Raw genomic sequence first — 1,774 nt, forward strand, 5'->3', positions numbered from 1 at the left:
GTCCGCGGCGTCCGGCCGGCGCTCGGTGGCGCCCCGCGGCAGCCGCCCACCGGCCGCCCGGTGCAGCTCCTCGGCGACCTCGGCCCCGAAGCCGGGGTCCACGGGGTAGCGCGCGGAGATCTCCCGGCCGGCCAGTTCGGCCTTGCCGGAGTCCAGTGCGAGCAGGTTGTTCACCGGCAGGAAGAGGTAGAGCCGCAGCGCGGCCAGGGCGTACGCGTCCACCGCCGTGCCGCGCCGGGCCGTGGGGGAGACGAAGCCCGGCGCGCCCAGCGGGGGCGCGGTGGCGTCGTCGGCCGGGAAGGTGATCTCGAAGTCGACCAGGGCGCAGCGCCCGTCCGGCCGGATCAGCACGTTGTTGGGGTGGAGGTCGGCGAAGACCAGCCCGCGCTCGTGGAGCGCCGCCAGCATGGCGGTGACCTGGTCGATCACGTCGAGCGCCCAGCTGGTGTACTCGGCCAGCTCGGCCTCGTCCGGGTCGGGGTGGGCGAGCGGGCAGGTGCGGGTGAAGACCTCCTCCAGCCGCTCGCCCTCGATGTACTCCTCGACCAGGTAGTGGTGCTCCCAGACCTGCCGGTGTTCGTACAGCGCGGGCACGAAGTCCAGCCCGGCCAGGGCCTCCAGCACCCGGCGCTCGCTCAGCAGCCGCTCCACCGCGTCCCGGCCGGCGTAGTCGAGGCCGGCGTGCGGGCGGGCCTCGCGCAGCACCACCTCGCGGCCGTTGCGCTGGTCGGTGGCCCGGTAGACGCCGCCGCCGTTGGAGAAGTGCAGCGCCTTGGTGACCTCGAACGGGAACTCGGTCGTGCTCTCGGCCTCCCGCTCGGCGTCGGCGGCCAGTTGGGCCGCGACGACCTCCGGCACCGGCGCCCAGTCCGGCACCGCGAAGACCGTGCCCCGGACGTCCGGCACCGGCTCGCCGTCCGGCCCGTTCATGGCCGGCACCCGCTGGCCCTTTTCGTCGGTGCAGTAGCGCTGGACGTACGAGCCGTAGCGCAGGTAGAGCGGCCCCTCCCGGTAGCGCAGGTCGCTCAGCACGTACGGGCCGGGGACGCCCTTGAGCAGGGTGGACAGCTCGTCGAGCACCTGCGCCAGCCGGGCGTCGTCCTCCGGGTAGAGCGTGATCAGCTTGCCGCTGGAGCGGCGGTCGGCGTACTTGCCGTTCGCCATCTGCACGGTGGCCCGGCCGCGCAGGAATTTCCAGGTCAGCTCGTGCTCCAGGCAGTACGCCAGGACCTGGTCGATCACCCGCTCGGCCTCGTCCGGGGTGGCCGAGACGTGCACCTTCCAGCCCTGCTCGGGCAGCTGCGCGTGGGGCGGTCGCACGTGCACCCAGGGGCCGTGCTCGCCCCGCAGCCAGCCCGGCGGCAGCGGGGCGGAGGCGGCGGCGAACCGGTCGTCCGGGTGCTCGGCGCGGGCGGGTTCGTCGTAGAACAGCGGGTCGGCGAGGCAGTGGCGCTCGTAGCGGTCGTCCACGGTGCCCGCCTCAGCCCGCGGTCCGCGGCCGGTACGTGTCCGCGCCGGTCCCGGTGGCCGCCCGGCTGTCGGATGTCGTCGTCAAGGGAGCCCCCCGGGTGCAGTGGATCCCGCCGGTTGCGGGCTGCTTCCGACCTTGCCAGCCGGTGTGCGCAGGGTCGACGGGTCGGATCCGCCACCTTCCTGCCAGGGGCTCCCGACGGTCGGGGTGGACCGCGTCGGCGGTCCGGTCAGCGCCGGGGGCGGGCGGCCGCGGCCGCGACCGGGGCACGGTCGAGGGCGGGCAGCGGTGCGGCGGGCTGCT

The 1,774-nt window shown here is 75.1% G+C and carries 1 protein-coding gene; it reads right to left on the minus strand.

The genetic code is table 11. The features are described 5' to 3' along the window. Positions 1-1,470 (minus strand): class III lanthionine synthetase LanKC (lanKC, locus tag KS423_RS44940; RefSeq protein WP_224285432.1); only part of this gene is annotated, 1,470 nt, incomplete at its 3' end. Between the last annotated feature and the right edge of the window lie 304 nt (positions 1,471-1,774).

Origin of the sequence: Streptomyces sp. LS1784 (assembly GCF_020103755.1) — a bacterium.
Classification (GTDB): domain Bacteria; phylum Actinomycetota; class Actinomycetes; order Streptomycetales; family Streptomycetaceae; genus Kitasatospora.